At 70.6% G+C, this 24,736-nt stretch carries 22 protein-coding genes and 2 pseudogenes; 9 read left to right on the forward strand and 15 right to left on the reverse strand.

From position 1 onward, the window contains the following. The first annotated feature begins 236 nt into the window (after nucleotides 1-236). A complete protein-coding gene (locus ACFVWW_RS04340) occupies nucleotides 237-731 on the forward strand; it encodes a MarR family winged helix-turn-helix transcriptional regulator (RefSeq protein ID WP_384184479.1) in 495 nt (164 codons plus the stop codon). On the opposite strand, the gene ACFVWW_RS04345 is transcribed toward ACFVWW_RS04340, so the two are convergent. Further along, nucleotides 699-1,076: an STAS domain-containing protein gene (locus ACFVWW_RS04345; protein WP_384184529.1), complete on the reverse strand. Its 378-nt coding sequence runs from the start codon at nucleotides 1,074-1,076 to the stop codon at nucleotides 699-701. The genes ACFVWW_RS04340 and ACFVWW_RS04345 overlap by 33 nt on opposite strands. 251 nt (nucleotides 1,077-1,327) lie before the next feature. Beyond that, nucleotides 1,328-1,840: a MarR family winged helix-turn-helix transcriptional regulator gene (locus tag ACFVWW_RS04350; RefSeq protein ID WP_384184482.1), complete on the reverse strand. Its 513-nt coding sequence runs from the start codon at nucleotides 1,838-1,840 to the stop codon at nucleotides 1,328-1,330. 96 nt (nucleotides 1,841-1,936) lie between these two features. Here ACFVWW_RS04350 and ACFVWW_RS04355 point away from each other — a divergent pair, with 96 nt between their 5' ends. Further along, nucleotides 1,937-3,097 (forward strand): PP2C family protein-serine/threonine phosphatase, encoded by a 1,161-nt coding sequence (locus tag ACFVWW_RS04355; protein ID WP_386875845.1) that lies wholly within the window; start codon nucleotides 1,937-1,939, stop codon nucleotides 3,095-3,097. Nucleotides 3,098-3,188: 91 nt separating this feature from the next. Here the strand turns inward: ACFVWW_RS04355 and ACFVWW_RS04360 are convergent, their stop codons facing one another. The 4 genes from ACFVWW_RS04360 to ACFVWW_RS04375 form a co-directional block, all read right to left on the reverse strand. Then, on the reverse strand, nucleotides 3,189-3,659 hold the full coding sequence (locus ACFVWW_RS04360) for an ATP-binding protein (protein ID WP_384184487.1): 471 nt from the start codon (nucleotides 3,657-3,659) through the stop codon (nucleotides 3,189-3,191). 112 nt (nucleotides 3,660-3,771) lie between these two features. After that, nucleotides 3,772-4,215, reverse strand: coding sequence for a response regulator (locus ACFVWW_RS04365; RefSeq protein WP_384184490.1), 444 nt, complete (start codon nucleotides 4,213-4,215; stop codon nucleotides 3,772-3,774). After that, a complete protein-coding gene (locus tag ACFVWW_RS04370; RefSeq protein ID WP_386875848.1) occupies nucleotides 4,212-5,954 on the reverse strand; it encodes a CHASE3 domain-containing protein in 1,743 nt (580 codons plus the stop codon). Before ACFVWW_RS04370 ends, ACFVWW_RS04365 begins: the two co-directional genes overlap by 4 nt. A gap of 14 nt (nucleotides 5,955-5,968) precedes the next feature. Continuing rightward, entirely contained in the window at nucleotides 5,969-7,111 is a 1,143-nt protein-coding gene (locus ACFVWW_RS04375) for a PP2C family protein-serine/threonine phosphatase (protein WP_384184532.1), read from the reverse strand. 415 nt (nucleotides 7,112-7,526) lie between these two features. On the opposite strand from ACFVWW_RS04375, the gene ACFVWW_RS04380 reads away from it, so the two are divergent. Together ACFVWW_RS04380 and ACFVWW_RS04385 are read left to right on the forward strand one after the other, a co-directional pair. Beyond that, nucleotides 7,527-7,973, forward strand: coding sequence for an ATP-binding protein (locus ACFVWW_RS04380; protein ID WP_389679191.1), 447 nt, complete (start codon nucleotides 7,527-7,529; stop codon nucleotides 7,971-7,973). A 187-nt stretch (nucleotides 7,974-8,160) separates the two neighbouring features. Further along, nucleotides 8,161-8,460 carry an STAS domain-containing protein gene (locus tag ACFVWW_RS04385; RefSeq protein ID WP_386875850.1) on the forward strand — a complete coding sequence of 100 codons (300 nt, stop codon included), beginning with the start codon at nucleotides 8,161-8,163 and terminating at the stop codon, nucleotides 8,458-8,460. Nucleotides 8,461-8,515: 55 nt separating this feature from the next. On the opposite strand, the gene nhaA is transcribed toward ACFVWW_RS04385, so the two are convergent. The 7 genes from nhaA to dnaK form a co-directional block, all read right to left on the reverse strand. Continuing rightward, complete coding sequence (gene nhaA, locus ACFVWW_RS04390; RefSeq protein ID WP_386876734.1) at nucleotides 8,516-10,351, reverse strand: Na+/H+ antiporter NhaA; 1,836 nt, start codon at nucleotides 10,349-10,351, stop codon at nucleotides 8,516-8,518. Between the two features lie 103 nt (nucleotides 10,352-10,454). Beyond that, nucleotides 10,455-10,898: a thioredoxin gene (gene trxA / locus ACFVWW_RS04395; protein ID WP_386875852.1), complete on the reverse strand. Its 444-nt coding sequence runs from the start codon at nucleotides 10,896-10,898 to the stop codon at nucleotides 10,455-10,457. After that, a complete protein-coding gene (clpB, locus tag ACFVWW_RS04400) occupies nucleotides 10,895-13,525 on the reverse strand; it encodes an ATP-dependent chaperone ClpB (RefSeq protein ID WP_384184502.1) in 2,631 nt (876 codons plus the stop codon). Before clpB ends, trxA begins: the two co-directional genes overlap by 4 nt. Next, nucleotides 13,516-13,899 (reverse strand): chaperone modulator CbpM, encoded by a 384-nt coding sequence (locus tag ACFVWW_RS04405; protein ID WP_384184504.1) that lies wholly within the window; start codon nucleotides 13,897-13,899, stop codon nucleotides 13,516-13,518. The genes clpB and ACFVWW_RS04405 overlap by 10 nt, the downstream gene beginning before the upstream one ends. Beyond that, the gene (locus ACFVWW_RS04410) at nucleotides 13,896-14,897 is read right to left on the reverse strand and encodes a DnaJ C-terminal domain-containing protein (protein ID WP_386875855.1); all 1,002 of its coding nucleotides are present in this window, start codon (nucleotides 14,895-14,897) and stop codon (nucleotides 13,896-13,898) included. Before ACFVWW_RS04410 ends, ACFVWW_RS04405 begins: the two co-directional genes overlap by 4 nt. 7 nt (nucleotides 14,898-14,904) lie before the next feature. Further along, entirely contained in the window at nucleotides 14,905-15,543 is a 639-nt protein-coding gene (locus ACFVWW_RS04415; protein WP_386875857.1) for a nucleotide exchange factor GrpE, read from the reverse strand. A 9-nt stretch (nucleotides 15,544-15,552) separates the two neighbouring features. After that, nucleotides 15,553-17,457: a molecular chaperone DnaK gene (gene dnaK, locus ACFVWW_RS04420; protein ID WP_386875858.1), complete on the reverse strand. Its 1,905-nt coding sequence runs from the start codon at nucleotides 17,455-17,457 to the stop codon at nucleotides 15,553-15,555. Between the two features lie 311 nt (nucleotides 17,458-17,768). On the opposite strand from dnaK, the gene ACFVWW_RS04425 reads away from it, so the two are divergent. Further along, complete coding sequence (locus ACFVWW_RS04425; RefSeq protein ID WP_386875860.1) at nucleotides 17,769-19,460, forward strand: PucR family transcriptional regulator; 1,692 nt, start codon at nucleotides 17,769-17,771, stop codon at nucleotides 19,458-19,460. Between the two features lie 135 nt (nucleotides 19,461-19,595). Continuing rightward, nucleotides 19,596-19,796, forward strand: a complete 201-nt coding sequence (locus tag ACFVWW_RS04430; RefSeq protein WP_389679195.1) for a hypothetical protein — start codon at nucleotides 19,596-19,598, stop codon at nucleotides 19,794-19,796. Nucleotides 19,797-19,849: 53 nt separating this feature from the next. Here the strand turns inward: ACFVWW_RS04430 and ACFVWW_RS04435 are convergent. After that, nucleotides 19,850-20,440, reverse strand: a pseudogene (locus ACFVWW_RS04435) (NmrA family NAD(P)-binding protein); the annotation flags it as partial. A 454-nt stretch (nucleotides 20,441-20,894) separates the two neighbouring features. On the opposite strand from ACFVWW_RS04435, the gene ACFVWW_RS04440 reads away from it, so the two are divergent. The 3 genes and pseudogenes from ACFVWW_RS04440 (at nucleotide 20,895) to ACFVWW_RS04450 (ending at nucleotide 23,621) form a co-directional block, all read left to right on the forward strand. After that, entirely contained in the window at nucleotides 20,895-22,094 is a 1,200-nt protein-coding gene (locus tag ACFVWW_RS04440; RefSeq protein ID WP_386875862.1) for a cytochrome P450, read from the forward strand. Continuing rightward, nucleotides 22,091-22,354: a ferredoxin gene (locus tag ACFVWW_RS04445; protein WP_386875864.1), complete on the forward strand. Its 264-nt coding sequence runs from the start codon at nucleotides 22,091-22,093 to the stop codon at nucleotides 22,352-22,354. The genes ACFVWW_RS04440 and ACFVWW_RS04445 overlap by 4 nt, the downstream gene beginning before the upstream one ends. A 111-nt stretch (nucleotides 22,355-22,465) precedes the next feature. Beyond that, nucleotides 22,466-23,621 (forward strand): annotated as a pseudogene (locus tag ACFVWW_RS04450) (beta-1,6-galactanase). 129 nt (nucleotides 23,622-23,750) lie between these two features. On the opposite strand, the gene ACFVWW_RS04455 reads toward ACFVWW_RS04450, so the two are convergent. After that, nucleotides 23,751-24,674, reverse strand: a complete 924-nt coding sequence (locus ACFVWW_RS04455) for an SDR family oxidoreductase (RefSeq protein WP_386875866.1) — start codon at nucleotides 24,672-24,674, stop codon at nucleotides 23,751-23,753. Between the last annotated feature and the right edge of the window lie 62 nt (nucleotides 24,675-24,736).

Consider the following 24,736-nt stretch of genomic DNA (forward strand, 5'->3'; position numbering starts at 1 on the left):
GACGTACGGGCGGCGTACGGACAACGTGACGGCAACGTGACGGGACGGCGTGCGGACGGCCTGGCTTCAGTCGGCCGCCTGCCCCGTCCTCGTGTGAAATCCGGATGAGCGGGCATTGCAGAGGTCAGACAGCACGGCCGGATCCGGCCTCCCCGGCGAACCGGTGTTCCGTCAGGACGTTCAAGGGTTCCTCCGGCGGCGCCTGACCGGTCGTCACTCGGGGAACGGATGGGCACATGGAAGGCCGTCGACCGGAAGCGCCGGCAGGGGCATCAGCCGCATCGGCCGAGACCCTGTACGAGGCCGCCGAACAGCTCGCGGTGTCCGCCGAGGCCATCGCGGAGATCGCGGCGACCGCGGCGCTCGCCGTCGATCCACGGCTGCTGCGCCACCGGCTGAGAGTCCTGCTGATCGTCCAGGACCACCCCGGGATCAATCTGACGGGCCTGGCCAGGGCGATGGGGCTGACGCTCCCCCGTGCCAGCCGGATGTGCAGCGGGATGGAGTCGGCGGGCATGCTGGAGCGTCGTCCCGTGATCGCCGACCGCCGCGAGATCGAGCTGGCGCTGACCCCGGAGGGCGCGGCCCTGCTGGCGGACTACCGGGGCCGCCGGGCGGAGGAGATAGCGGAGATCATGCGCCGGATGCCGGCGGGTGAGCGCCGCGATCTCCTCACCGGGCTGCGGGCGTTCGCCGTGTCACTCGACGCCGTCAGAGGCGAGTGGTCCTGAGGGCCCGACGGGATCCCCCGGCCCGGCGGCCGCGAGCGCGCTCTCGACCGTCTCGTACACGGGCAGGGCCTGCTCCAGCCCGATGACGGCGAAAAGGCGCTGCACGAAGGCGGACGGCTGGGCCAGGCGCAGCCTCGGGCCGAGTGCGCTGTGGGCCTGGAGCAGCACATTCACCGTGGTGGAGTCGGCGAAGCTGACGCGGGACAGATCCACGACGACGGGTCCTGTCACGGTCCCGCCCGCCTCGGTGAGCGCCGTGGCGAGCGGTGCGATGTTCTCCAGATCGAGATCGCCGCTGATGGCGAACACGATCGCGTCGCCTTCCTGTCTCGCGGCCATTCCCATGGTCGGGCCTGCGCTGTGAGGAGGTTGCACGGAGATCCTTCGGGGGCTGTAGAGGAGGACGGTCAGGGATGCCGTCCGGCCGCGCCGCACAGCAGGCGGCCCCACGGCTCACTAGACGGTGCCACCACGATAGAAGCGATAGTTGCCATTTGACAACATTCTCTGGTGGGCAACAATCTGTTCACTGCTTCCGCACAAGGACTTTGCGCGGAGAGTAACGTGTCACTGCCAGGAAGTGGGCCTGAATGAAGCTATGCGCTGTCCGCCACGTGGCTCCGCTCGGAGCCGGCGGGTGCGCTGTCGGCTCCGAGGCTCGCGACTGCCGCGGCGCGGAACGCGGCGAGCCCCTCCGCGAGCATGACGACGTCCGCGGGGTCCATACGCTCCAGCACCATTCCGACCTCCCGGGTGCGGAAGGCGCGGTACTCGTCCAGCACCTTGTGCCCACGCCGGCTCAGCCGGAGCTCGACCTCCCGGCGGCTCGTCGGACTGGGCGAACGGACCACGAGGCCCATCGCCTCCATCCGGTCACAGAGCCTGCTCAGCGAGGAAGGGCGCGAACCCAGTACCTCACCGAGCGTCCGCAGGTTGGCGCCCTCATGCTTTTCGATGACGAGAAGGGCTCGTAGTTGGGAAGGCGAGACCGGTCCCGACGGCGCGGCCTCCTGGCCGCGGCCCCACAGCACCTCAAGCAGCTCCGAGGCGGCGCAGGCGGCCTCGGCTACCTGCTCGCGGTGGGGTGGCTGACCGGTGAAGCGGGACATCGATGCACTCTTTCATCCGGCACGGGCCTTTGTCAGCCCAGACGGACCCGACCCTGGAAGAAGAAGGCCTGAACGACAGTGACTCTACTCGCGGATGTGGAAAGAGCGGTCCGGACAGCGGCGCCGCATGCCCTGGTGGACACGGTGCGTAACGCGCTCGCCACGACGTACGGTGCGACATCCGTACAGCTCTATCTCGCCGACTACGGGCTGACGGTACTCCAGCCGGTCGACACCGTCACCCATCCCGCCGACGCGCTGTCGCTGCACAACACCCCGGAGGGCCGCGCCTTCGGCAGCCAGGAGCCGCACGAGCAGCAGGTCAGGCACCGGGACGCGGTGGACCACCATCTGCCGGTCACGGTCCGTGGCGAACGTCTCGGCATCCTCACGGTCCGGCTGCCCGGCGACCGCTCCACTCCGGACACGGTCGAGGATCTGACACAGCTGGCCGAGCTGCTCGGGCACGAGATCCTGGTGGCCGAGCGGGACACCGATCTCTACCAGCGGGCACGCAGGGTGAACCGGCTGACGCTGGCGGCGGAGATGCAGTGGGAGCTGCTCCCCGCGCGGGCCTGTACCGCGCAGGAGTACGCCATCGGGGCCCAGTTGGAGCCCGCCTACGCCATCCACGGCGACAACTTCGACTGGGCGTCGGACGCCGACGAGCTGACGCTCGCGGTGACCAACGGGATGGGCGAGGGCATCCAGGCGTCGCTGCTCACCAATCTCGCCGTCAACGCCCTGCGCAATGCCCGCCGGGCCGGGATCGGTATCGCCGACCAGGCCGCCCTGGCGGACCAGGCACTGTACGAACAGCACCGGGGCGCGTCCTACGTCTCGACGCTGCTCCTGCGGTTCGAGCTGGGCACCGGCAAGGTCGAGGCGGTGGACGCCGGGTCGCCGCAGCTGTGGCGGCAGCGGGACAAGACCGTGGAGCGCATCGACCTCGACGCTCAGCTGCCGCTCGGCATGTTCGAGGAATCGGACTATGTGGCGCAGACGTTCGATGTCGCGCCGGGTGACCGGTTGCTCTTCGTCAGTGACGGCGTGTACGCGGCGGTCTCACCCCAGGGCGAGATCTACGAGGAGCGGGCGCTGGCCCGGGCGATCAGCGCGACGAGTCTGCTGCCCGCCGCCATGGTGCCGCGCGCGGTGCTCAGCGAACTGGCCACCTACCGCGAGGCCGAGTCGACCGACGACGCGCTGGTCGTCTGCATGGACTGGTTCGGCAGGCAGGAGCAGAACGCCCAGTAAGCCGGGGCTCCCGGTGGAAGCCGGGGCCGGTGGAAGCCGGGCCGGTAGAACGTGACGCGGGGCCCGGAGCCGTACCCAGGCCGGGTCCGCGTCAGGCCGGGGACGAGCGGCGCTCCAGGTCGAACATGGCCTGGACCCGCTTGCCGACCGGAACCCGCTCGGCGGTGAGCCGGTCGCACAGCGCGTGGACGATCTCCATGCCGTGTCCGCCCACCCGGCCGGGGTCCTGCCCGTAGCGGCGCGGCAGGGCCGAGCTGCTGTCGTACACGGTCACGATCACCTGCCGGGCGGTGCCCTCCAGCTCCAGCAGATACGGTCCATGGCTGTGCCGCTCCGCGTTGGTGATCAGCTCGCTGACGACGAGGAGCAGATCGTCGCCCGTACGGCCGCCGAGCGTGGCGAACCACTCGGCCTCCAGCTGCTGCAGGAACCGGACGGCGAGCAGCCGCGCCTCGGCGATACAGCCGGGCTCCCCGGTGAATTCCGCGGCCCGGCGGAGCGGCTGTACGGAATCCGCCACGAGGGGGGCGAATGCCGTATCGATGATGCTCTGCTCGTTCATACGCTCCTGCCCGCGCGCCGGTGAGGGCGATCCGGGCCCCTCTTCTCCGAGGCCCTTATGCCCTCACACGCCGACGCTATGCCCGATGGTTCCGTGAGGGACGTCACGTGTGTCACGTGCGTCCCGGCAGCCTGACCACGCTGACGAAGAATTCGTCGATCTGCCGGACGGCCTTGATGAACTGGTCCAGGTCGACCGGCTTGGTCACATACGCGTTGGCGTGCAGCTTGTAGCTGCGCAGGATGTCCTCCTCCGCCGACGACGTGGTCAGTACGACGACGGGGATCAGCGCCAGCTCCGGATCCGTCTTGATCTGCTCCAGCACCTGCCGTCCGTCGTACTTCGGCAGATTGAGGTCGAGCAGGACGAGATCCGGCCGGGGAGCACCCTCGTGGGCGCCGCGCCGGTAGAGGAAGTCGAGGGCTTCCTCACCGTCACGCACCACATGAAGGGTGTTGCGGATCTTGTTGTCCTCGAACGCCTCACGGGTCATCAACTCGTCGCCGGCGTCGTCCTCGACGAGCAGGACCTCGATCGGCTGTACAGGGGTGCTCACAGGGCGGCTCCCGGTGGAGTGATCGGCAGGGCGTCGGCGTCGGCGGAGGCCGGGGCCTCAGCGGGGACCGGGGCCTCGTCGGCCTCATCGGACCCGGCGGCCTCATCGGACCCGGTGGACGCGGCGGACTCGGCGGGCGCGGCGATGGCGGGCAGGGTGAAGTGAATGCGGGTGCCGCCTTCGGGCACGGGCTCCAGCCAGATCCTGCCGCCGTGGAACTCGACGATCTTGCGGCAGAGCGCCAGCCCGATGCCGGTGCCTTCGTACTCGTCCCTGGCGTGCAGCCGCTGGAAGATGATGAAGACCTTCTCGGCGAACTCGGGCGCCACGCCGATGCCGTTGTCCGAGACGGTCAGATGCCACTCGTCGCCTTCGCGAGTGCAGCCGATGTCGATCCGGCAGGGCTCGTCGGGCCTGCGGAACTTGATCGCGTTGCCGATGAGGTTCTGCCAGAGCATGGTGAGGGTGGTCTGGTCGCCGGTCACCTCCGGCAGCGGGGTCTCCCGTACGAAGGTGGCACCGGACTCCTCGACGACCAGGGCGAGATTGCCCAGCGCGCGGTCCAGGACGGTGTCGAGACCGACGGTCTGCCACGCGTCGTGCACCCGCCCGACCCGGGAGAAGGTGAGCAGATCGTTGATCAGGATCTGCATCCGCTTGGCGCCGTCGACCGCGAAATCGATGTACTGCTTGCCCCGGCTGTCCAGCTGGTCGCCGTAGCGCTTCTCCAGCAGCTGGCAGAACGAGGCGACCTTGCGCAGCGGCTCCTGCAGGTCGTGCGAGGCCACATACGCGAACTGCTCCAGCTCCGAGTTCGAGCGGCGCAGTTCCTCCGTCTGTTCCGCGAGGAGGGCCTCGCGGGACCGGGTCGCGGCGAGTTCATCGGCGAGGCGCCTGCGCATGTCCTCCACGGCCGCGCCGACGGCCCGCAGATCGGACGGGCCGCCGACTTCGATGCGCCGGTCGAACGCTCCGGCGCGTACGTCGTCGGACGCGGCGCGCAGCGCGTTGAGCGGCCGCCCCACCATGCGGTGCAGCACGAGGGCGAGGCCCACCACCGCGATGACGAAGACGCCCAGGATCACGAAGAGCACGGCGTCACGGAGCTCGCGGGCGTCGGACAGCTGGGAGCGCGCCCGGTCGCGTGCCTCGTCCAGACGGTTCTGCTGCGCGGCGAACAGGTCGCGCAGCCCGTCGAACCCCGCCTTGCTCTGCGTCAGCCGTTCCGCTGAGGCAGCTTCCGCGCCCCGGGTCCGTACGGAGGCGATCAGCGGCTCCGCCTCCTCACGCCGCCAGTCCTCGGCGGCGCGCGTGATGCGGGTGAGGTCGTCCGTGAGCAGGGAGTCGGACTGCAGAATGGTGCCGAGGCGCTGGGTGTACTGCCGCTCGTCCTTGCGGCCCTGCTCGTACGGCTGGAGGAAGGAGGGATCCGCGGTCAGCGCGAAGCCGCGCACCCCGGTCTCCTGGTCGAGCAGGGACTTCTGCAGCTGGAACACGGTGGACCTGGCGGGCTGGATGTGGTCGACCAGCTCGTTGGTGCGGTCGTTCGTCTGCGACAGCAGCACACCGCCGACGAGCGTGCAGCCGCACACCACCAGCACCAGGGCCGCCAGGATCAGCTGGACCCAGCCCTGGACGGAGAGCCGGGACCGCGTGGTGCCCCACCCCGGCGGGCGGGCGGAGTTCCGCCCGGCACCTGTCGTGGTCCGGTCGGCATGCGTCGTGGGTCCGGTGCTCATCTTCTCCATGCTCATCATGTGTCGCCCCAGCCGAGATGGAGGACAGCGACATCGTCCGCGAGACCGCCGTACGGAGCGGCTCCCTCGGTGGCCTCGTCGACCAGCGCGTCGACGAAGGCGTCCGCCGGCAGGGCGCCGTGCTTTCTGGCCAGTCTCAGGAGCCCGTCCTCGCCGAGCCGGGTCGACGGGCCCGTACGCCCCTCGAAGAGGCCGTCGGTGAAGAGCACCACATGTCCTCCGGGCGGCAGCGGCAGTTCGGTCTCGGTCCAGCGGCCCATGCCGGGCAGCAGCCCCAGCGCCATGCCGACCTGGGGCTCTTCCCAGTGGACCTCGGAGCCGTGGCGCACGAGCAGTCCGGGGTGGCCCGCGCGGATCACCCGTACCGCCCGACCGCCGGCCGGAAAGACCAGCGAGGTGACCGTCGCGAACACATGCTGGTCGGAGCGTTCCGCGACGAGGATCTCCTCCAGCAGCCGCACCTGGTCGAGCGGTCGCGTCCCGCAGAGCACCGCCGTACGCCAGGCGACCCGCAGACAGACCCCGAGGGCCGCTTCCGCGGCGCCGTGGCCCGAGACGTCGCCTATCACCGCGTGCACCGTGCCGTCCGCGGTCTGTACGACATCGTAGAAGTCGCCGCTCAGCAGGCCGTGGGCGCGACCCGGCTCATAGCGGGCGACGGCCTCGAAGTCGTCCCCGCGCAGCAGGGGAACGGGCAGCAGGCCGCGCTCCAGGCGGGCGTTCTCCTGGGCCATCAGCTCATTGGCGCGGAGGGCGGCGGAGGCCTGTTCGACCTGCTTGCGCTGGAGGGCGTAGCGGACGGCTCTGCTCAGCGCCTCCGGGTCGAACCGCCCCTTGACGAGATAGTCCTGCGCGCCGGTCGCCACGGCGGAGAGCCCGGCCTCGCCCTCGGCCATGCCGGTGAGCACCACGATGGCGGCGCCGGGCGCGCTGCGGACGATGCGGGTGACGGCGTCGACCCCGTGGACATCCGGCAGATGCAGGTCGAGCAGTACGCAGACCGGGGTGGTGCAGGTCGCGAGGAACCGCTGCGCCTCGGCCATCGTCTTGCACCAGGTGAGCGAGGAGTCCAGATCGCTGTCGACGAGCATCTCCTCGACGAGCAGCGCGTCGCCGGCGTCGTCCTCGACCAGCAGCATCACCGCGTCGACGGCCCACAGGGAGTCACGAACGACCGCGGAGACGTGCTGCGACGGTACGGCTCCGGCCGTACGGCGGCCCTGCACGGGACGCGATGAGAGACCCACAGGCAACTCGACCACACTCCACCCCCTCACCCGGCGGCGCCGGGGTCGCCCCGGCGTCGTTCGGCCGGAAGCATATGCGACAACCGGAGCATCGTTCCGCTCCTGGTGGGAGAAGCCACCCCGGGGGTGCACTTACGACAAACCGACCTGCCGGAGTGGCGCCCCGCACCACCCTGATTGACCTACTCCGGTTCACCCGCAGGGGAAACATGCGATGCTCTCCGGCGGACCCGGGGCCACGCAGGACACAGGAACCGCGTGACATACCGGGCACAGCGGGCATAAGTACAGGCATGAACTCAGTTGCGTGAATTCCACAACCGCGTACGGGGGTGCGGGGATGACAACGGTCGACGACGGGGCGGACAACGCCGTCACGGGAGCACGGGCTTGGCTGGACGCGCGCCCGGCGGACACGGCGGAAGCCCGCGCGCTGGTGCGCTCCTTCCTGGACCGGCGCGAGCCGGCGGTGCCCGAGCGCACGGTGGTCGATGTGCTGCTGATCGTCTCGGAACTGGTGACCAACGCCATACGGCACGCCGAGGGAGTGACCGCCTTCAGGATCGCCGCCCGTACGGGAGTGGTCGAGATCACGGTGCAGGACGCGAGCGCGCGGCTGCCCGAGCACAAGGAGCACCGGGGGGACTGGCTGCCGGGCGGCTACGGCTGGCCTCTGGTGCACCGGCTGGCCGAGGTCACGGTGGTCCCCCTGGGGGACGGTGGCAAGCTGATCAGGGCGCTCGTCCGTCATTGACCGGCCGGGCGGCCATCGGCCCGCTCGTCAGCCTTTTCCGTGCCGGTGTGTCCGTGACCGATTCCGGACGACGACCGGCCACCAGGTGATCACTCCGGCGGCGGACGGACATCGCATGGCATGCTGTCGCCCCATGAGTCCCGACCACCGCCAGGCACCGGAGCACGCCGTCGTGACACATCGCCCCGTGGGGGATTGCCTTGTCGTAAGTCTGACGGGCGATGTGGACATCGATGTCGCGCCCGAGATCGAGCTCGCGATCAGCGACGCCGGACGGTTCGGCGCGTCATGTGTCGTCCTCGACCTGTCCCGCGTGGTTTTCGCCGACTCGACGGTCCTGCATCTGCTGCTGTCCGCGGCCCGGCGCTACGAGCTGCGCATCGTCGGACCGCTGCATCCGTCGCTGCGACGGCTGCTCGACGTGACCGGTTCTGCGGCGGGCTTCCCGGTCGATCCCGATCTCGAGAGCGCGCTGCTGCGTCACTGACGAAGGCCGGCCGGAAGCGGACGGCGTGCGGCGGAGCGCGATGGCGGCCTGATCATCAGGAAGGCTCGATCAGCGCGGACCGTTCACGGGCGGCGCGTACGGCGGCGGAGAGGCCCGCGATGTCGTAGGCGCCGTGGTGGCGCCGCCCGTTGACGAAGAAGGTCGGCGTACCCGACACGCCGCTCACATCGGCGGTCTCGACATCCTCGGCGACCCGGGCCGCGCCCGTGTGCGACCGCAGATCCCGGTGGAAGCGGTCGGCGTCCAGCCCGAGGTCCTGGGCGTAGCGGAGCAGATCGCCGGGCTGCAGGGCGTCCTGCCGGCCGAGCAGGAGATCGTGCATCTCCCAGTAGGCGTCCTGCTCGGCCGCGGCCTCGGCCGCCTCCGCCGCGAGCTGGGCGTTGGGGTGAACGTCGTTGAGGGGCAGATGGCGCCAGACGTACCGGACGTCCCCGAAGTCCGCGAGCAGCGCACGGATGACGGGCTCCGCCAGCCCGCAGTACGGGCACTCGAAGTCGCCGTACTCGACGACGGTCACCGGCGCGTCCCGTGGACCGCGTACATGGTCGTGGTCCGGGTCGACCGGGTCCGACAGGTCAACGATGGACTCGGCGGTGCCGAGCAGCGCACGGATCCGGGGACGCCGCGGCAGCGTCCCGATCACCCAGGTGACCAGCCAGGTGGCGGCGAACGAGCAGATCACCGCGGTGAGGATGCCGATCTTCGCCTCCTCCAGCCGGTCACCGCGGAAGGCGAGGGTGGCGATCAGCAGGGACACCGTGAAGCCGACGCCGGCGATGGTGCCGCCGGCCGCCGTGGCGCCCCAGCCGACCGGCGGCCGCAGCTGCCCACGGCTGAGCCGGGTGGTCAGCAGCGAGGCGCCGAGGATGCCGACGGGCTTGCCCACGACATAGGCGAACAGGATGCCCAGGGTGATCGGCGAGCTGAAGGCCCGCGCCAGCTGACTGCCGCTGAGCGTGATGCCCGCGTTCGCGAGGGCGAACACCGGCACGATCACGTAGCTCGTCCAGGGGTGATACAGCCGCTGGAGCCGCGCGTTGGGGGAGATCGCCGAGGCGAGCCCGATGCGCGCGGACCGCTCCAGCTCGGGTGTCGGCTGCTCGCGGAAGAGCCGGAACAGGCCGCTCGCCCGCTCCAGATCGCCGCGTGCCGCCGGGTAGGCGTACGTCAGCAGCCCCATGACCAGGCCGGTGACGACGGGATCCACGCCGGACTTCAGCAGGGCCACCCAGGCGGCCGTCGCGAGCAGCGCGTACACCACGCCCCGGCGCACATGGGCGGCCCTGACGACCAGGATCACCCCGAAGATCCCGATGGCCACCACCAGCGCCGGCATGGAGACATGACCGCTGTAGGCGACGGCGATCACGCCGAGCGCCACGAAGTCGTCCACGACGGCGACGGTGAGGATGAAGACGCGCAGCCCCCTGGGCAGCCGTGTTCCGAAGACGGCGAGCATGCCCAGCGCGAACGCCGTGTCCGTGGACATGGCGGCGCCCCAGCCGTGCACCGAATCGTGTCCGGCGTTGAAGGCGAGATAGATCGCGACCGGCACGATCATGCCGCTGATACCGGCCAGCAGCGGCAGTGCGACCCGTTTACGTTCGCGCAGTTCGCCCATGTCGAACTCGCGGCGTGCTTCCAGGCCGACGACGAGGAAGAACAGCGCCATCAGGCCGCTGTTGACCCACTCGCGCAGCTCCAGGGAGACACCGGCGGAGCCGATACGGACCGCGAGGTCCGTCCGCCAGAACTCCTCGTACGTTCCTGGCCCCGCGTTGGCCCAGACGAGCGCGGCGAGGGCCCCGGCCAGCAGAAAGGCGGCGCTGCCGGTCTCCGTGCGCAGGAAGTCGCGCAGCGGGGTCCGCATGTCCTCGCCGCACGAGGTCTGGCCGGAGAGACTCGGGGTTGCCGGAGGCACAGTCACCCCGTCATTCTCCTGCGGGGCCCGACGGGACGCGCGTGCGCGGCGGTCAGGCGGGCTGGGCGGTGTCCGTCAGGGCCTTCTCCACCCATTGGCGCAGTGCGGGGGCGGGCACGGCTCCGGCCTGACGGGCGACGGTCCGGCCGTGGTCGAGGACCAGCAGGGTGGGCACGGCCTGGACCTCGAAGCGCCGGGCCACAGCAGGCGACGCGTCGATGTCGACCTTGACGAGTTTGATCCGGCCGGCCAATTCGGTGGCGACCTGTTCGAGCGCGGGGCTGACCATGCGGCAGGGTCCGCACCAGGTCGCCCAGAGGTCAACCAGCACGGGCAGCTCGGACTCTTCCGCGACGGTGCCGAAGTCCGCGTCGCCGGCTGCGGCGATCCAGGGGAGGGGAGCTTGGCAGTTGCCGCACCTGGGCCGGCCCTGCGCGGCGGCGGGCAGTCTGTTGGCCTTGCCACAGTTGGCGCAGCGGACGGTGGCGGCGCTCATACGGACCCCTCCTCCGGTTCGTCCTGGAAGGTGACGACCAGCTCGCCTTCCCGGGCGTCGACCAGGATGGTCACTCCCTCGCGGACCTCGCCGCCGAGCAGCGCACGGCCGATCTTCGTCTCGACCTCGTGCGAGATGAAGCGGCGCAGCGGCCGGGCTCCGTAGACCGGGTCGTACCCCTCGGCCGCGATCAGGCGGCGGGCCTCCTCGGTGAGGACGAGAGTGATGCGCTGGTCGGCGAGGCGGCGGCGCAGCTCGTCGAGGAGCAGGTCGACGATGCGTTCGATCTGCGCGAGGCCGAGCGGGTGGAAGAGCACGATGTCGTCGACGCGGTTGAGGAACTCCGGCCGGAAGTGGCTGTTGAGCTCGCCCATCACCAGGTCACGTGCCTCGGGCTTGATCTCGCCGGCGGCGGTGGCGTCCTGGAGCAGGTACGGGGAGCCGAGGTTGGAGGTCATGATGACGACGGTGTTGCGGAAGTCGACGGTACGCCCCTGGGCATCGGTGATCCGGCCGTCGTCCAGCACCTGGAGCAGGGTGTTGAAGACATCGGCGTGGGCCTTCTCGATCTCGTCGAAGAGGACCACCGCGTAGGGCTTGCGGCGCACCGCCTCGGTGAGCTGGCCGCCCTCCTCGTACCCGACGTATCCGGGGGGTGCGCCGACCAGGCGGCTGACGGTGTGCCTCTCCTGATACTCGCTCATGTCCAGGCGGATCATGTTGCTCTCGCTGTCGAAGAGCGCGGCGGCGAGGGTCTTGGCGAGCTCGGTCTTTCCCACGCCGGTGGGGCCGAGGAAGATGAAGGAGCCGATCGGCCGGCGCGGGTCTCGTACGCCGGAGCGGGCCCGGATCACCGCGTCGGCGACCAGCTGGACGGCTTCGTCCTGTCCGACGACCCGCTCGCGCAGGATCTCGTCCAGGCGCAGCAGCTTCTGCCGTTCGCCCTCCTGGAGCCGGGTGACGGGTATTCCGGTCCAGGCGGAGACGATCCCGGCGATCTCGTCGGCCGTGACCACCTCGCGCAGCAGCCGGGTCTCGCCCTGCTTCTCGGCGAGCTGCTCCTCTTCGGCGGCGAGGCGGCGCTCGAGTTCACTGATGGTGCCGTAGCGGAGCTGGGCGGCGCGATTGAGGTCGTACGCGCGTTCGGCCTCCTCGGCCTCCTGCCGGGCGCGTTCCAGCTCCTGACGCAGTTCCTGGACCCGGCGGATGGCCTGGCGCTCGGCCTCCCACTGGGCGTGCTTGGCGTCCACCGCGGAGCGCAGGTCGGCGAGTTCACGGCGGAGGTCCTCCAGGCGGGCGCCGCTGGCGGGGTCGGTCTCCTGGCCGAGGGCCGCCTCCTCGATCTCCAGCCGGGTGGCCCGGCGGGTGAGTTCGTCGAGCTCGGCGGGCATCGAGTCGATCTCGGTACGCAGCCGGGCGCACGCCTCGTCCACCAGGTCGATGGCCTTGTCGGGGAGGAAGCGGTCGCTGATGTAGCGGTGGCTGAGGGTGGCGGCGGCGACCAGCGCGCCGTCCTGGATCTTGACGCCGTGGAAGACCTCCAGGCGCTCGCGGATGCCGCGCAGGATGGAGATCGCGTCCTCGACGGTCGGCTCGTCCACCAGGACGGTCTGGAACCGGCGTTCGAGGGCGGCGTCGGACTCGATGCGCTTGCGGTACTCGTCCAGCGTGGTGGCGCCGATCATGTGCAGTTCGCCGCGGGCCAGCATCGGCTTGAGCATGTTGCCCGCGTCCATGGCGCCCTCGGCGGCGCCGGCGCCGACAACGGTGTGCAGTTCGTCCACGAAGAGCAGGATCCGGCCCTCCGCTCCCTTGACCTCGGCCAGCACGGCCTTGAGCCGCTCCTCGAACTCGCCGCGGTACTTGGCGCCGGCGACCAGGGAGCTCATGTCGAGGGAGAACACGGTCTTGTCCCGCAGCCCTTCCGGGACGTCGCCTCGTACGATCCGCTGGGCGAGGCCCTCGACGATGGCGGTCTTGCCGACACCGGGCTCGCCGATCAGTACGGGATTGTTCTTGGTCTTGCGGCTGAGGATCTGGATCACCCGGCGGATCTCGGCGTCCCGGCCGATCACCGGGTCGAGGCGGCCGGTGCGGGCCTCCACCACCAGGTCACGGCCGTACTTCTCCAGGGCCTCGTAGGCGTCCTCCGGATTGGCGGAGGTGACGCGCTGGTTGCCGCGCATCCGGGTGAGAGCGGTCAGGAAGGTGTCCTTGGTGACGCCCTGTTCGGTCAGCCGGCGGCCGGCGGCGGTGGCCGGCCCCTCGTCCACCAGGGCGAGGACCAGATGTTCCGTCGAGACGTACTCGTCCTTGAGCCGCCTGGCCTCCTGTCCGGCGGTGTCGAGCAGCCTGGCGAGCCGCTGGGTGACCATCACCTGGCCGGGCGTGGCGCCTGGGCCCGTGGTGCGCGGGCGCGTGGCGAGGTCTGCCTCGACGGCGGTGCGCAGCGCGGCCGGGTCGGCGCCCGCCTGGCCGAGCAGCCGGGTCGTCAAACCGTCCTGCTGGTCGAGCAGGGCCAGCAGCAGATGTTCGCCGTCGACCTCGTTCTGGCCCAGCCGCACCGCGACGCTCTGTGCTTCCTGCACGGCTTGCTGGGACTTCTGGGTGAGACGGTTCATGTCCATGGGGTTCGCTCCTTGACGGCCCGCTCGCTGCGGCGCAGCTCTTGCTCCAGCCGCTCAATGCGGTCGAGGAGGTCGAGGACGAGCCCGATGGCGGCGTAGTTGAGGGACAATCCGGTCCGCAGCCGCTGGACCCGGGCGATGGCCGACGGGGCGCCGGTACGGAACCACAGCCGGCCGCCCGCGTCCCGCTCGGCGTCCACCAGCCCGAGGGCGACAAAACGGCGGACCAGGTCGGGTGGCAGGCCACTGCGGAGGGCGACGCTGTCCAGGGACAGCCGGTAGGGATCCACCCGGTAGATCCGCACCAGCGGATAGCCGGCGCCGGCGTACTCCTGTCCGGCGCCTTCAGTGGGAAGATGCCGATGCGCTCTCATGTCTGCTTCCTCGGGTCGAAGGTCGAGACGGCGGCCAGCTCCTCGAACAACTCACGTTCGCGCGGGCTCGGCGAGGGGGGCACCAGCACCCGGATCTCGGCGTAGAGGTCACCGGGTGAGCCCTTGGGGTGGGGCATCCCCTCACCGCGCAGCCGCAGCCGGCGGCCGGTGGAGGTACCCGGCGGGACGTGGACCTTGGCGGTGCCGCCAGGACCGGTGACCGGGACGGTCGCTCCGAGCGCGGCCTCCCACGGGGTGACGGGCAGGTCGACGTGGATGTCGCGGCCCGAGAGGCGGTAGCGGGGGTGCGGGGCGATACGGACCACCAGATAGAGATCCCCGGCGGAGCCGGGGCCGCGGCCCCGGCCGCCCTCCCCCGCGAGCCGGATCCGCTGGCCGTCGACCACACCGGCCGGGATGTTCACGTCGTAGCCGCGCTCCCCGCCAGGGCCGCCGAGGGTGATCTTCCGGCGGCCGCCCCGGTAGGCCTCTTCCACGGTGAGGGTGAGCTCGGCCTCCTGGTCGGCGCCGGGGACCGGGCCACCGCCGCCCCGGCCCGCCCGGCCGCCGAACATGCCGCCGAAGAGATCCTCGAAGTCGATGCCGGAGGTGTCGAAGTCCCCTTCGGTCCAGACCTGGGATCCCCGTCGGCCGGTGTCCCCGCTGCCGCTCCCGGTCCCGCTCCCGCGGAAGGGTCCGCCGTACGAGCCGCCGCGGTACGCACCGCCTCCGCCGAAGCCCTGGGCGGCGGCCGCCCGTTCGTCGTAGTCCTCGGGGATCTGGCGGAAGTCGGCGCCGAAGCGGTCGTAGCGGGCCCGGGTGTCGGGGTCGGAGAGCACGCTGTACGCCTCGTTGATCTCCTTGAAGCGGTCCTCGGCTGCGGGATCGCGGTTGACGTCCGGGTGGTGCTGGCGGGCCAGGGTGCGGAACGCCTGCTGGATCTCGGCCGCGTCGGCAGTGCGCGGCACGCCCAGCATCTCGTAGTAGTCGCGTGCCATGGCGCTCTCACTCCTGCTTGCGACTGACCGCTACGGCCGCGGGCCGCAGTTGCCGGTCGCGCTCGCCGTAGCCGGGGCGCAGCACCTGAACGACGGTGCCCGGGGCGGTGTCCGGGGCGTCGACCACGGAGACCACCTCGTGCAGCGTGGGGTCGAAGGGGACACCGGTCTCGTCCTGGCGCGGGTAGCCGAGGTTGCGCAGCACCTCGACGGCCTGGTCGCGGACCGCTTGGACCCCCTGGACGATCGCCCCGGGGTCGGCGCCCGCGTGGGCGAGTGCCAGTTCGAGGTTGTCGAGGACCGCGAGCCAGGCCGCGGCGACCCTGGCGCGCTCGGCCTCCAGTTCGCGGGGACGGTCGCGGGCGTGGCGCTTGCGGAGGTTGTCCAGGTCTGCGAGGGCGCGCCGCCAGCGGTCCTCCAGCTCTTCGGCCTTGTCGGCCTCGTGGGCATCCTCGGCCTCGTGGGCATCCTCGGCCTCGTGGGCATCCTCGGCCTCGTCGGCCTCGTCGGCCTCGTCGGCCTTGTTGACCTTGTTGGCCTTGTCGGCGTCGGGCGCCGAGGGGGCCTGCTGCGGCTCGGGCGTCTCCCCCTCCGAAGGCTCCGGGGACGCCTCCCGCAGGGGACGGGCCTGGTCGTGTTCGGACATCACGCCGCCTCAGCCCCGGTCGAACTCGGCGTCGATGACGTCGTCGTCGCCGCCCGAAGGCTTACCCGAGGGCGTTCCGCCGGACGCCGGCCCCGGCTGGGCGCCGGGCTGTGCCGACTCGCCGGAGTGGGAGGCCAGTGCGGCGAAGACCTGCTGGAGTTCGGAGGTGAGGTTACGGGCGCGGTCCACCGGTGCGTCCTCCTTGACGGCTGTGCGCGCCTCTTCGATCAGCAGCTCGGCACGGGCCCGCTCGTGCTGCGGCGCGGCGTCACCGAGGTCGCTCAGCCGGCGCTCGACCTGGTAGGCGGCCGCGTCCAGCTCGTTACGGGCGTCGACGGCCTCGCGCAGCGCCTGGTCGGACGTCCGGTTACGGTCGGCCTCGGCGATCATCCGCTCGACCTCGGCCGGGTCGAGGTTGGAGCCTTCGCTGATGGTGATCGACTGTTCGGTGCCGGTGTCCTTGTCCTTGGCGCTGACCTTGAGGATGCCGTTCGCGTCGATGTCGAAGGTGACCTCGATCTGGGTCTCCCCGCGCCGTGCGGCCCGGATGTTCTCCAGCCGGAAGCGGCCCAGCACCCGGTTGTCGGCGGCCAGTTCGCGTTCGCCCTGGAGCACCACGACGTCCACGGCCGGCTGGTTGTCCTCGGCCGTGGAGAAGATCTCGGACCGGCGGGCGGGGATGGTGGTGTTCCGATCGATGATCTTGGTCATCACGCCGCCCGCGGTCTCCACGCCCAGCGAGAGCGGGGTGACGTCGAGCAGCAGGACGTCCTTGACCTCGCCCTTGAGCACTCCGGCCTGGACAGCGGCGCCCAGCGCCACCACCTCGTCCGGGTTGACGCTCATGTTGGGGTCCTTGCCACCGGTCAGGCGCCGTACCAGCGTCTGCACCGCCGGGATCCGGGTCGAGCCGCCGACGAGGATGACCTCGTCGATGTCGTTGTCGGTGACCTTCGCGTCGCCCATCGCCTGCTTCACCGGGTCGAGACAGCGCTCCACCAGGTCTGCCGTGATCTGATCGAAGGTGGAACGGCGGACGGTCTCGGTGAGGTGCTTGGGCCCGGAGGCATCCGCGGTGACGAACGGCAGGCTCACCTGGGTCTGGGTGACCGAGCTCAGCTCGGTCTTGGCCTTCTCGGCCGCCTCGAACAGCCGCTGCAGGGCCTGCGGGTCCTTGCGGAGGTCGATGCCCTCGGTCTTCTGGAAGTCGTCCGCCAAGTGGTCCACCAGCCGGCGGTCGAAGTCGTCGCCGCCGAGGTGGGAGTCGCCGGCCGTGGAGCGTACCTCCACCACACCGTCGCCCACGTCCAGGATGCTGACGTCGAACGTGCCACCGCCGAGGTCGAAGACCAGGACGGTCTCATGGCCCTTCTTGTCCAGCCCGTAGGCGAGCGCCGCCGCGGTCGGCTCGTTGATGATCCGCAGCACCTCGAGACCGGCGATCTTCCCCGCGTCCTTGGTCGCCTGCCGCTGCGCGTCGTTGAAGTACGCCGGCACCGTGATCACAGCCTCGGTCACGCGCTCGCCGAGCGACTTCCCGGCGTCCTCGGCGAGTTTGCGCAGCACCTGGGCGCTGATCTCCTCGGGCGCGTACTGCTTGCCGTTCACGTCGAAGCGGGCCACCCCGCCCGGCCCCTCCACCACGTCGAAGGAAACCGCCCTGGCCTCGTCGGAGACCTCGTCGTAGCGGCGGCCGATGAATCGCTTCGCGGAGGTGATGGTGCCCTTGGGGTTGAGGATCGACTGCCGCCGGGCGAGCTGCCCGACCAGGCGCTCGCCGTTGTCGGAGAAGGCGACCACCGAGGGTGTGGTCCTGGAACCCTCGGCGTTCGGGATCACCGTCGGCTCACCGCCCTCCCAGACCGCGATCACCGAGTTGGTGGTACCGAGGTCGATACCGACTGCCTTCGCCATGAGAATCTCCTCCGTAGTGATACGGACCGGACGGCCGTAGTGATCCGGACGGCCGTAGCTGTACGTACCGGACGGCCGTAGTGATACGGATCGGACGGCGCGGCCGTCGGCGGCACCCGCACGGGCTCGCACCCACACCTGCTGAAAGTTTCGCTCGGCGCTTCCCGCCCCGCCTCGCCCTGGCAGGTCGAACCCGCGGCGGCTCTCCGGTCCGCAAGGACGGCGTGGAGCTCCCGGCGGCTCGCCGTGAACTCCGCGCCGGGCAGCGTAATGTGGTGAAAGGGGCGCTCTTCCGAACGAAGGGACCTTTTATGGTTGCCGTCCCCTTCACGACGGCCCCCTCTCTCCGACCGGTCCTGCAGCCCGTCACGGGCCCGTACACCCGCCGGAACCTCACCACGGCGACGCTCGACGACGCCGACGCGTGTGAGGTGCTGTGGGCAGCCACGGCCGCCATAGCCGCGATCGGTCCGTTCACGACCGAAGCGGCTTATCTCGTGCACCACCGCGCGCCACAACGCTGCCCACCATGGAATGCGGCCGCCGCGGGCACGTCACGGCCCGGCGGCACAGCGGCCGCCGGCCGCCTCGAACGGGGGATCGGCGCCCTGGACGGCCACAGTGGACGTCTGCACGACGGCGAGGACGGCGACGGCTCCTGGATACGGGCCATCGCGCTGCGTCACCACGAACGCTGCCTCGGTTACCTCGTCATCCGCGCGCGCTACCCTCCCTCGGCCGAGGAAGCCGTACTGGCCGATCTGCTCGCCCGGCAGGCCGGGATCGCGCTCGCGAGTGTCGCCCGGTGCCGGGCGGAGCGCGCCCGCACCGAGGAGCGCACCACTGTCTCCGTTCTGGAAAGCCGAAGCGACTACCACGACGTGCTGTCCCGCGTCGCGGCCTCCGGCCGGGGCGAGGAAGGCATCCTCGAAACCCTCCACGAACACACGGGGCTCCCGGCGCTGACCGAGGACCTCTTCGGCAACCTGCGGGCCTGGGCGGGCGCCGGCCGCCCCGAACCGCCCGGACGGGAGCCCCGGCAGTGGGACGAGCTGCTCGGAAACGCACGGCACCGGCCCGGCGCCGTCCGTGACCGGGACCGGCTGATCGCCCCCGTCGAGATGGCCGGCGAGCTGCTCGGCATGATCTCCCTGATCGACCCGGACCGGCGGGCGACGGAGATGGACGCCTCCGCCCTCGAACGGGCGGGCCTGGTCCTGGCCCCGGAGCTCTCACACGAGCGCGTACTCGCCGAGCTGCAACCACGGCTGCGGCATGATCTCGTCGAGAAGCTGATCTCGGGCAGGGCGACCGAGGACGTCTTCGCCCGCGCGGCCACCTTCGGCCACGATCTGCACCGGCCGAACCGCGTCGCCCTGCTGCGCTGGCCCGGACCCGCCGAACAGGCGGCGCTCGGCGACGCGGTCGCGCGGGCAGCCGAGCGCCTGCGGCTGAACGTACTCATCGGCGCCCGCCGGGACACCACGGTCGTCCTGGTCGCGGGACTGGAGGCCGGGGACGCACTGTACCGAGCCGTCTCGGACAGCCTCGGCGCCCCCGGAGCCGTCGGAGTGGGCGGCCACTGCGAGTGCCCCGCGGACCTTCCGCACTCCTACGACGAGGCCGTCCGCGCCCTCGCCGTACGCCGCGGATCCCACGATCCGCACGGCAGCACCGACTTCGAGGAGCTCGGCCTCTGTCGCATGATGGGCACCGGCGACGGCGAACGGGAAGCCGACCGGTTCGTACGGGAATGGCTCGGCGCCCTGCTGGACTACGACTCCCGCCACCACACCAGCCTGGTCGCCACGCTCTTCCACTACCTGGAGAGCGGCGGCAGCTACGACGCGGCCTCCGACCTCCTCTGCATCCACCGCAGCACGCTGCGCTACCGGCTCCAGCGGATCCGCGAGATCACCGGCCATGACCTGGGAGACGTCGAGACCCGGCTCAACCTGCACGTGGCGACGCGCATCCGCAACGTCCTGACAGAACCCCCCTGAGCTTCATCGAGCCGACGGGCCCGGCAGGCCGCGGCGCGCCAGTTTTGAACCAGGAGCGCGGGGCAACCGGCCGCTATGGACAGAAACGAAGCGGTAGAAGAGGTAGTCGAGACCCGTGGCAACGAGCATCACGTAGTGCTCGCCGCTGACGCCAATGGTGACGGCAAGACGGACGTATGGATGACCGACACCACGGGTGACGGGAAGGCCGACCTCTACCAGTTCGACACCACTGGCGACGGACAGATCGACGTCACCATGGTCGAACAGGCAGACGAGGCCGGCGAGGACCGGGTCGTGGTCGAAGGCGACGGCGGCCACCCGGTAGAGGCCTGAACCCCTCTCCCTGACGCACGTTGCGTCGGGATCCGGCCGGGGCAGCGTCAGGCCGTCATCGTCAGGCACTCGCTCGCCAACTCCAGCTCGACGCCGTCGAATCGCTCCGGCGCGGCGAAGGCCGCAGCGGCGGCGTTGCCGATGTCGTCGACCGCGACAAGGGACAGCTGGGTCTCGGGCTTCAGGACGCTTACGAGTCCGCCCTCGACACCTCGGGGGAACGGGAAGGCCATGGAGGGCAGGAAGTTTTCCATGAAGAAGCCCGGCTTGATGAGCGTCCAGTGCGTGAAGCCCGCTTCACGGACCCTGTCCTGGATCCCGGCCTTGGTGGCGAAGTAGGGCTCCATCGCGGCCCAGCGGCCCAGCGCCCAGCCGGGGGCCCCGGTGTGCTGCCCGGCGCCGGAGACGGACGAGTGCACGAACTGCGGCACACCGGCGGCCATCGCACCCTCGATCAGATTGACGGCCTGCGCCAACTCACCCTAGAAGGCACGTCCGTTCATCTCGGGCATCTGCACCGAGAAGACGGCGCGGGCTCCTTCGGCGGCCCGGGTCACGGAGTCGCGGTCGTCGAGATCGCCGGTGACCAGCTCGGCACCGAGCGCTTCGACGGCGCGCCATCGTTTCTCGACGTACGCCCTGATCTTTCGCCTCGAACACGTTGGTCGTTGGTCCAGGTCGATCACGGCTGCGCGCCGAAAGCCGAGCTGCCATTCCCGGCGTGGCGGGCCGCTGCCACCGAGGGCTCGTCATCGGGACCGGCGGACATGTGGTGGGTATACGGCGCCTGCTCTCAGCAATCCGCCGTCGATCCGATTAGCACCAAAGCACATCCGATCTCGCCGCAGGTGCCGGTGTGTCAGGGTCGGTCGTGCGCCGGGCAATCCACGCTGCTGCCCAGGCCCGTACCCGGCGGCTGCCTGCGCGCCCCGTGAGGCGATCTTGACGCCACGCGACCCGTCTACCTAGCGTGGTGAGCGGTTGCTCGGGAGGCATCTCCCGTGGCCAACCAGCCCGTTCGTCTCCGCCGCAGCACGTTCGGCTCCTTCGAGCGCGCTCGGATCCTCCTCAACCGTCGCGTCCGCGAGGGAGATTTTCTTGACGAGCACCACTCCCCCTGTCCCCGTCTCCTATCCCTTCAACAAGGGGCCCGGCCTCGGCATGCACGAGGCCTATGCCCAGGCCCGGGCGTTCGGAGGGATGATCCGCGTCCAGATGCCCTACGGTGAGCCCGCGTGGCTGGCCACGCGCTACGCCGACGTACGCGCAGTCCTCAGCGACAACCGCTTCTCCCGCGCCCTCGCCCAGGAGCACGACGAACCCCGGCACACCCCCGGTGCCGGTGTCGAAGCGGACAGCATCCTGTCGATGGACCCGCCCGACCACACCCGGCTGCGTACCCTCGTCTCGCGCGCGTTCACCAAACAGCGCGTCGAGCGCCTGCGGCCCTGGGTCCGGCACCTGACCGACGAGCTGCTGACAGGGCTGAAGGCGCGGGGCGACACGGCGGACCTGGTCGAGGACTTCGCGCTGCCGCTGCCCGTCGCTGTCATCTGCGAACTGCTGGGCGTACCGGCCGCCGACCGGCCGCGGTTCCGGGAGTGGAGCGACGGCGTGCTGTCCACCAGCCAGCTCATGCAGGAGGAGCAGTTCGCCAACATGCTGGCGCTGCGCGACTACATCACGGGCCACGTCGCGGCGCGGCGCCTCGCTCCGAGGGACGACCTCATCTCGGCGCTCATCGCCGCCCGGGACGTCGAGGACCGGCTCAGCGAGCAGGAGTTGGTCAACCTCTGCGTCGGCATCCTGATCGCGGGCCACGAGACGACCGCCTCGCAGATCCCCAACTTCGTCCATGTGCTGCTGGACCACCCCGAGGAGTGGCGGCGGCTCAGGGACGACCCCGGACTGATCCCTGCCGCCGTCGAGGAGTTGATGCGGTTCGTGCCGCTCATCGTCGGGGGTGCCTTCGCCCGGTACGCGACCGAGGACATCGAGGTCGGCGGGGTGCTGGTACGGGCCGGGGAGCCCGTGATCGTGGCGACCAACGCGGCCAACCGCGACCCTGCGCGCTTCGAGGACCCCGACGCGCTGCACCTGGACCGGCCGGCCAACCAGCACGTGACGTTCGGCCACGGCGTCCACCACTGCCTGGGCGCGCCGCTGGCCCGGATGGAACTGCAGGAGGCCCTGCGCGCACTCGTCACCACGATGCCTCGTCTGCACGTGGCCGACGAGGTCGTGTGGAAAGAGGGGATGCTCGTCCGCGCCCCGAGACGGATGGTCGTGGGCTGGTGACCGCCCGCGCCCCGGCCGACAGCGAGGAGGCCGCCTGGCACCTCGCCGTCGACCAGGGGCAGTGCATCGGCTCCGGCATGTGCGTCGCACTGGTGCCCGACCACTTCGCGCTGCCGGGCAACACCGCCCTCGTCCTGCCCGGCGCGGCCGACAACAGCCCTGACGCGACGCTCCTCGACGCCGCCGACTCGTGCCCCGTCCTCGCGATCACCGTCACAGACCGCGCCACGGGAAGAACCATCGGGCCGCGTCCTGCCTGACCCAGGCCGGATAGGGACTGGGGTGCCACATCGTGAGCTGCTGGTCGTCCGGGCCGTTCGTGCCCACGTCGGTCTTCGCCGCGCCGGTGGTGCCGGAGACGTCCCACTGCGGTGGGGCGACTCCGGCGGCGTCCTGGTCGAACCGCAGGTGGCGGCCTCCTGAGCAGCGCTGGCCACGGGCACCGCCCGCGCCGACGCCACGGCGACCGTCAACCCGTCCGTGACGTAAGGGAATTGGGAAGGCTGGGGCACCTCCCTGGCCTGGTGGGCAAACGTCTTCGGCGAGCGGGACGACTTCGCCGACATCTTCTTCACCACCGATTCGGTGCCGTACAACGGCAGAACACTCCCCGGCCTGGGCCTGAACACCGCCCGCTACAACCTCTCCACCACATGGGGGAGTTGGCGAACGGCTCCGACTTCGCACCCCGCCGCGGCGCCTCGGGTGGCGGCAACAACCTCCAGCTCTGGACCTACCGCCAGCATGCATCCCATCTCGCTGCCGTCGCCCTGTACGCCAGGGACAACTGGGGCGTGTACTTCAGCACGGTGGAGCCGTTCAACGAGCCGAGTGCGGCCTGGTGGAGTTCGGGCGGCAGCCAGGAAGGCTGCCACATGGACGCGTCTGTTCAGTCGGCCGTACTTCCCTACATGCGCGGCGAGTTGGACAAGCGCGGCCTGACGAGTACGAGGATCGCGGCGTCGGACGAGACGAACTACGACCAGGCCCGCGCCACCTGGAACCAGTTCGGCCCGGCAGCGAAGGGCTATGTGGACCAGGTCAACGTCCACGGCTACCAGGGTTCCGGCGGCCGCCGCGACCTCCTCTACGCGGACGTGGTGACGACGGCCGGCAAGGACCTGTGGAACTCCGAGGACGGCGACAATGACGCCAGCGGCTGGTCCCTCGCGAACAACCTGCTCCTCGACTTCCGCTCGCTGCACCCGACCGCCTGGGCCTACTGGCAGGTGCTGGACCCGAACCCCGCCTGGGCGCTGATCGCGTACGACCGGAACACGCTGGAGGCCGGTGCCGTACAGCCGAAGTACTACGTGATGGCGCAGTTCAGCCGCCATATCCGGCCCCCGCTTCACCACGGTGGCGGGCGGCTCGGGCGGCCTGGTCCCCCGGTGGAACACCGCGTTCGGCGGGGCGGGCGAGCTCTACGCCTCGTACTCGGACACGTATCTCTCCGGCAAGACGGTGAGCGTGCAGCTCGCGGCGAAGTCGGTGCAGACCCTTCAGGTGGACGGGGTGGTGGTGTGACGATGCGCCGGGGGTCAGGCGTATGAGGCCCTCGTGGGCCGGGGCCGTACGACGGCTCGCATCGTGAACCAGGGGCCGCAGGAACGTGAGCGGTCCGAAGGCGAAGCACACCTTGGGCCGGGGGGCTGGTCAGGCGGCGGTGGCGGGGGTGTGGAAGCAGTGGCCCTTGTCGAGGTCTTCGAGCAGGCCGGGGTGGGTCGGCTGCCAGTCCAGCAGTTCGCGGGTCAGGGTGTTCGACGCCGGCATGTCGAGGCCGAGGAAGGCGCCCAGCCAGGTGAAGTGCTCGGCCGCGGCCTCGGACGCCACGGAGGTCACCGGCACGTCGAGGTGGCGGCCGATCACCTCAGCGATGTCGCGGATCGCGACGCCCTCCTCTGCGACGCCGTGCAGCACCGATCCGGCCGGGGCCTTCTCGACCGCCAGACGGAACAGCCGTGCCGCGTCGCGGCGGTGGACCGCCGGCCAGTGGTTGGCGCCGTCGCCGATGTAGCCGGAGACGCCCTTCGCGCGGGCAATGGCGACCAGGGTCGCCATGAAGCCGTTGTCTCCGTCGCCGTGGCAGGTCGGGGAGAGCCGCACCACGGATGAGCGCACGCCGCGCGAGGCGAGTGTGAGCACCGCTTGGGCGGTGGCCGATCGGATCGACATCGGCGAGCCGTCGATCGTGGGCATGTCCCGCTCGGTCGCCACACGCCCGGGCGCGAGGCCGGCCACGCCGGAGGCGAGGACGAAGGGACGGTCGGTGCCGGCGAGCGCGTCGCCGAAAGTGTCGACGGCGCGGCGATCGGCCTCGGCGGCGCCCTGGAAATCGCCGGTGAAGGCGATGTCGTGCTTGAAGGCGAGGTGGATCACTCCGTCCGACGCAGCGGCCGCGTCCCGCAGGACCTCAAGATCGTCGATGGTGCCGCGGACGACCTCCGCGCCGGCGGCGGTGAGCGCGGTGGCGGAGGCGTCGGAGCGGGCGAGGCCGACGACCTGGTGCCCCGCGCTGATGAGCTCGGGAACGACGGCGGAGCCGATCCAGCCCGACGCGCCAGTCACAAAGATGCGCATGGAGAAACCCCAAACGTGTTGATGTCAGTTACTGTCATCAACGCTACACCTGATGTCAGCTG

The sequence above is a fragment of the Streptomyces sp. NPDC058198 genome (assembly GCF_042882605.1).
In the GTDB taxonomy this organism is placed as follows: domain Bacteria; phylum Actinomycetota; class Actinomycetes; order Streptomycetales; family Streptomycetaceae; genus Streptomyces.

Coding starts and splice junctions, on each gene's coding strand:
- ACFVWW_RS04360 (WP_384184487.1), bottom strand. CDS start 3,659: ATGAACGAGCAGAGCATCATCGATACGGCATTCGCCCCCCTCGTGGCG.
- dnaK (WP_386875858.1), bottom strand. CDS start 17,457: ATGGCGAAGGCAGTCGGTATCGACCTCGGTACCACCAACTCGGTGATC.
- ACFVWW_RS04425 (WP_386875860.1), top strand. CDS start 17,769: ATGGTTGCCGTCCCCTTCACGACGGCCCCCTCTCTCCGACCGGTCCTG.
- clpB (WP_384184502.1), bottom strand. CDS start 13,525: ATGGACATGAACCGTCTCACCCAGAAGTCCCAGCAAGCCGTGCAGGAA.
- ACFVWW_RS04455 (WP_386875866.1), bottom strand. CDS start 24,674: ATGCGCATCTTTGTGACTGGCGCGTCGGGCTGGATCGGCTCCGCCGTC.
- ACFVWW_RS04405 (WP_384184504.1), bottom strand. CDS start 13,899: ATGAGAGCGCATCGGCATCTTCCCACTGAAGGCGCCGGACAGGAGTAC.
- ACFVWW_RS04410 (WP_386875855.1), bottom strand. CDS start 14,897: ATGGCACGCGACTACTACGAGATGCTGGGCGTGCCGCGCACTGCCGAC.
- ACFVWW_RS04350 (WP_384184482.1), bottom strand. CDS start 1,840: ATGTCCCGCTTCACCGGTCAGCCACCCCACCGCGAGCAGGTAGCCGAG.
- ACFVWW_RS04340 (WP_384184479.1), top strand. CDS start 237: ATGGAAGGCCGTCGACCGGAAGCGCCGGCAGGGGCATCAGCCGCATCG.
- ACFVWW_RS04375 (WP_384184532.1), bottom strand. CDS start 7,111: ATGCTGCTGGTCGAGGACGACGCCGGCGACGCGCTGCTCGTCGAGGAG.
- ACFVWW_RS04370 (WP_386875848.1), bottom strand. CDS start 5,954: ATGAGCACCGGACCCACGACGCATGCCGACCGGACCACGACAGGTGCC.
- ACFVWW_RS04415 (WP_386875857.1), bottom strand. CDS start 15,543: ATGTCCGAACACGACCAGGCCCGTCCCCTGCGGGAGGCGTCCCCGGAG.
- ACFVWW_RS04345 (WP_384184529.1), bottom strand. CDS start 1,076: ATGGGAATGGCCGCGAGACAGGAAGGCGACGCGATCGTGTTCGCCATC.
- trxA (WP_386875852.1), bottom strand. CDS start 10,898: ATGAGCGCCGCCACCGTCCGCTGCGCCAACTGTGGCAAGGCCAACAGA.
- nhaA (WP_386876734.1), bottom strand. CDS start 10,351: ATGCGGACCCCGCTGCGCGACTTCCTGCGCACGGAGACCGGCAGCGCC.